This is a genomic window from Fodinibius sp., assembly GCF_041642155.1.
Lineage (GTDB): Bacteria > Bacteroidota > Rhodothermia > Balneolales > Balneolaceae > Fodinibius.
Genome location: NZ_JBEPWZ010000266.1, coordinates 1 through 4,171, shown reverse-complemented (window position 1 = coordinate 4,171; position 4,171 = coordinate 1). Strand labels below are relative to the sequence as shown.

The window sequence follows — 4,171 nt, the reverse complement described above, 5'->3', positions numbered from 1 at the left end:
GGCCAGGCTCATCATCTTGACCACGATAATCAGTCCCAGCAGGAATTCGGAATCGGAATACCGGGTGATAAGCGCATATACCGCCAGGATTCCGAACCAATCCCCGAAATTGGAGACAATCTGGCTAAGCCACAACCGGCGGTAGTTCTGGTTATTCGACACCAGGTCGATATAGGGACGTATCTTCTCGAGCACTTTTGTTGTTATCTGTTATTTATTACTGGTTATTAACTCACTATTGTCTATCCCTGAATGATTAGGCTTTCGACATTCGATATTCAGACATGGGAAACTCGCTCAGGATTCAATTTTTACTTTGTTCCCGATTTCTGCGTGACGTTTCCATGCTGCAAGAGCCCTCAGCCTTAGCCTTAACCTAAACCTCAGCCTTCTCATCCCTCCCGCTTCGCTCCCCGGTACTCTTTCCAGGGGACATCCCGCCTGTCTCCTTCTCTACCTCTTCTTCGGGCCCTGTCGATGTGAATCCGGGGCCTCCAAAAACTTTCAACTTAATACTTTCTACTTTCGACTATTTAACCCCCGTGCTCCCGAAGCCGCCGGCGCCGCGCTGGGTGTCGGGCAGGTTATCTGTTTCCTCAATCCGGGCCTGGATTACGGGAGCGATCACCATCTGTGCGATACGATCGCCGTGTTCAATGACAAAGGGCTCGTTCCCCAGATTGACAGCCAGCACCTTGACCTCTCCCCTGTAGTCGGCATCGATGGTCCCCGGCGTATTCAGCATAGTGATCCCGTTCCGGTATGCGAGTCCGCTGCGGGGACGTATTTGCGCTTCATATCCCTGTGGAAGGGCCATCTGCAGCCCCGTGGGTACCAGGACACGGCTTCCCGGCTGCAGTTTAACCGGTTCCGGCAGCGCCGCCCGTATATCCATACCGGCGGCAAATTCGGATTCATAAGAAGGTAGTTGCAGGTCCCCGGCATGGGGCAGTTTTTTAAAGTATACATTCATTATTTACGCGGTTCTTTTTTGTAATCAATTAATCTAACTTTAACATTTCCGAGCCAAACCCTCGCATGTGCTTCCAGGGGGATACGCAGATCATCGGCCAGGTACCACGCCTTGAATTCCCCGCTGAAACCGAACGGGCCATCGATATCCGCATTGCCGTCGGTGTAATAGGTCGTGACTCCCTGCGGAAAGGCTTCGTACTCCCTGGTCTCTGTTTTCCGGGTATTATTGACGTCAATATATCCCTTCTCGGCCTCGAGGTATACCGGCAGGCTATAGGGCTGGTCGGTGCCGGCAAGCAGGCGGCTGTAATAAAAAATCAGCTGTCCCGATGTAGAGGGCTCCGTCAGCTCCAGCGTGTCTTCCGGCTCCCCGTCTTTCGAAAAATACACTTTCTGCCGTTCATAATCGAAGTCGTAACGCTCGGCGTTGAATTCTTCCTCATCCACATTGTCACGCCAGTAAAGCCGGGTATGGGGAAGACTGTCCGTCTCTACAAAAAAGGTATTATAATGGTTCTCCTCCCTGCCCATAAACGGGATGGACGAGTTGGAGATGATCTTCGTTCGAAGCCACCACAGATGCTCGCCTTCATAGGTCGTGTCCTGCACAATGGTCGTCTGTACTTTCCCGAGATTGAAGAAGCTGTATTTAACATTGTAGGTAAAGGTCTCTTTCCACTCCAGCAGCTCCTGCAGGGTCGGGGGACGCTCGGGATGCTGGTAGGTGGGAACGGACTCCTGTGCCTCTGCGGGGCTGACAGCCAGCAGGCTGAGCGCGCACAGGCTTAAAAAAAGGTGTTTGACAACGTGTGTCAATGGATGAGTCAATGGATGAATGGTCTTAAAGATTCTTTTTTATATAAGTAGCCAAAGTTCGATATTATTAACCGGAATTAGAAATATTATTGAAGGGTTCTTATGCCAAAATCGTTCATACAGCAAAAACTGTTGGTACGCTCATCTGCGCTGTTCTTCCTGAGCGCTATTATATGTATGGGGGCGGCCTGTTCCAAAAGTGACGACCAGAAAAGGTTTGAAGAGCAAGCCCTGAGACTCCCGGAAAACATTACGGAAACCAATGCCAGCGGACAAAAAATAGAGGACAAAGAAGATCCCGACGACTGGCGGATTAGTCCCATGTATCAGAGCCTTATTACAATTGGCAAACCTTACACACAGCTTCCGCATCCCAATCCGGTAGGATATAACGACAGACTTATCCTCGAAATCTATCTGAATAATATAGAGACATTGTCAAGTATTGAAGTATTTGCACTTAATCCGGAGAACCAGCGAACGACTTTGATTGCTGCACAAACCGACCTCTCGTCTCCTTCTTTAATAAGCATGCAGATGGACGGTCAACATATTGCAGGGTCCCCGGGGGGAAGTAATGCCTCCGGCTTATACCGAATCCTCATTTATGACGACAGAAATAATCTTATCACCTACGGAGACATCCGCGTTCAATAGTTGTTATATAGAAACAGTCGCTCTATCTTCAAACTTTTAAGAATCTACTATCATGAGCAAGCGAAAAATCTCCAAATCCGAGCGAAAGGTACTGGAAAAGCTAATTTTTCCCGAGCGGTTCCAGGTCATTATGGAAGAAACGGGTCACCTCTACGGCGAGCTGCGCGACGATCTGATCAACCTGCTCAGCTTTGGCTTTGTGGAGGCCTATGAACGAAATGGCTCCCAAATTACGTTAACCACCTTCTACGATTCCGACCACCTGCAGGACTTTACCTTCCGCGCAACCAGCAAGGGGCTTACAGAAATCAAATCGCACTAATTTATTGATCCATTTATGAAGTTCGAAGCCCGTATCCATGAAAGTGAACAAGCTGTTGAGCTCGAACTGAAGGAAGAGCACGGGGAAGCCCATTTCCAGGATGAAATTCTCTCCTATGAGTTCGGTCGCCAGTCCAACGGACGATACCTGCTGCGGACGGGAACAAAACTCTATAAAATTGATAACGTAGAGTACGACCAGCATACGGTTACGTTCACGCTCGACGGACACTGGTGTTCGGTGGATGTACGTGATGAGCAGGATCTGCTGCTCGACCGCCTCGGATTTAAAACAACCGGGGAAATAGGGGTGGGCGAGCTGAATGCTCCCATGCCGGGCAAAATCCTGGAGATCATGGTGGAGGAAGGCGACGAAGTGGCCCTGGGCGACCCGGTGGCCATCCTGGAAGCGATGAAAATGGAGAACGAACTCAAAGCGCCGGTCAGTGGACACATTACGATGGTGGCGGTGGCCCAGGGTGACTCTTTGGAAAAAAATGCACTAATTTTAGAAATCGAAGCAAGTGGATAAATTTATTATAGAAGGACCTACCCCTCTCAAAGGAACCATTCCCATCAGCGGGTCCAAAAATGCGGCGCTCCCTCTTATGGCCGCGTCGCTGCTGGCCGATTCGCCGACCAGAATCACGAACGTTCCGAAACTGCGTGACATCTATACGTTTAACAATGTCATTCGCGTAACCGGCACGCTGGTAACATTTGACGAGGACGAGGGCACGCTCGTTATCGATCCGGCCAACCTGGCTCACCTCGAAGCGCCTTACGAACTCGTCCGCAAGATGCGGGCCTCTTTTTATATGCTGGGCGCCCTGCTGGGGAGATACGGCCAGGCGAAAGTCTCACTGCCCGGCGGCTGTGCGTGGGGACCTCGTCCCGTCGACCTGCACCTGAACGGCATGCGCGAGATGGGGGCTGACATCAAACTGGAGGAGGGATATGTTATCGCCGCTGCGCCCAAAGAGATGGAAGGTGGCACTTTTACCCTCGAACCGAGCAGCGTCGGGGCGACTATCAATCTCGTGCTGGCTTCCGTACTGCGCGCCAAAGAATTCACTATTAAAAATGCTGCCAAAGAACCGGATGTAGTCCTTTTTTGTAAAAGGCTGGTCGAGATGGGCGCTGATATCGAGGGTATCGGCACCGACACGCTGACCATCCGGGCGGTTGATCGTCTCGAGGGCATCACGATCCGCAATGCCGCCGACCGTATAGAGACCGGCACGTTCATGATTGCCGCCGCCATGCACCCCGAATCGGAGGTGACGCTTACCGGCGTGGATGTCGACGATTTGGGACATTTCCCAGAGGCGTTCCGAACAACGGGCACGGAGCTGGCGATGAACGGAGACACCGTACACGTTAACGCACCCGAAAAACTCCA

The 4,171-nt window shown here is 51.3% G+C and carries 6 protein-coding genes and 1 pseudogene; 4 read left to right on the top strand and 3 right to left on the bottom strand.

Features of this window, described 5'->3' with window-relative positions; all coding sequences use genetic code 11:
- From ACESLU_RS12385 to ACESLU_RS12375, 3 genes and pseudogenes are all read right to left on the bottom strand, one after another.
- Positions 1 to 195 (bottom strand): annotated as a pseudogene (locus ACESLU_RS12385) (MFS transporter); the annotation flags it as partial.
- 334 nt (positions 196 to 529) lie between these two features.
- Positions 530 to 973: a dUTP diphosphatase gene (dut, locus tag ACESLU_RS12380; RefSeq protein WP_372638954.1), complete on the bottom strand. Its 444-nt coding sequence runs from the start codon at positions 971 to 973 to the stop codon at positions 530 to 532.
- Entirely contained in the window at positions 973 to 1,791 is an 819-nt protein-coding gene (locus ACESLU_RS12375; RefSeq protein ID WP_372638953.1) for a DUF3108 domain-containing protein, read from the bottom strand. The genes dut and ACESLU_RS12375 overlap by 1 nt, the downstream gene beginning before the upstream one ends.
- 102 nt (positions 1,792 to 1,893) lie before the next feature.
- Here ACESLU_RS12375 and ACESLU_RS12370 point away from each other — a divergent pair, with 102 nt between their 5' ends.
- The 4 genes from ACESLU_RS12370 to ACESLU_RS12355 form a co-directional block, all read left to right on the top strand.
- Complete coding sequence (locus ACESLU_RS12370; protein WP_372638952.1) at positions 1,894 to 2,448, top strand: hypothetical protein; 555 nt, start codon at positions 1,894 to 1,896, stop codon at positions 2,446 to 2,448.
- Positions 2,449 to 2,500: 52 nt separating this feature from the next.
- Positions 2,501 to 2,770 (top strand): hypothetical protein, encoded by a 270-nt coding sequence (locus ACESLU_RS12365; RefSeq protein WP_372638951.1) that lies wholly within the window; start codon positions 2,501 to 2,503, stop codon positions 2,768 to 2,770.
- A 15-nt stretch (positions 2,771 to 2,785) separates the two neighbouring features.
- Positions 2,786 to 3,301, top strand: a complete 516-nt coding sequence (locus tag ACESLU_RS12360; RefSeq protein ID WP_372638950.1) for an acetyl-CoA carboxylase biotin carboxyl carrier protein subunit — start codon at positions 2,786 to 2,788, stop codon at positions 3,299 to 3,301.
- Positions 3,294 to 4,171 (top strand): UDP-N-acetylglucosamine 1-carboxyvinyltransferase (locus ACESLU_RS12355; protein WP_372638949.1); only part of this gene is annotated, 878 nt, incomplete at its 3' end. The genes ACESLU_RS12360 and ACESLU_RS12355, both read left to right, overlap by 8 nt.

What these genes read in the sequence shown, in the direction of transcription:
- dut (WP_372638954.1), bottom strand. Translation starts at nt 973, where the DNA reads ATGAATGTATACTTTAAAAAACTGCCCCATGCCGGGGACCTGCAACTA.
- ACESLU_RS12370 (WP_372638952.1), top strand. Translation starts at nt 1,894, where the DNA reads ATGCCAAAATCGTTCATACAGCAAAAACTGTTGGTACGCTCATCTGCG.
- ACESLU_RS12365 (WP_372638951.1), top strand. Translation starts at nt 2,501, where the DNA reads ATGAGCAAGCGAAAAATCTCCAAATCCGAGCGAAAGGTACTGGAAAAG.
- ACESLU_RS12360 (WP_372638950.1), top strand. Translation starts at nt 2,786, where the DNA reads ATGAAGTTCGAAGCCCGTATCCATGAAAGTGAACAAGCTGTTGAGCTC.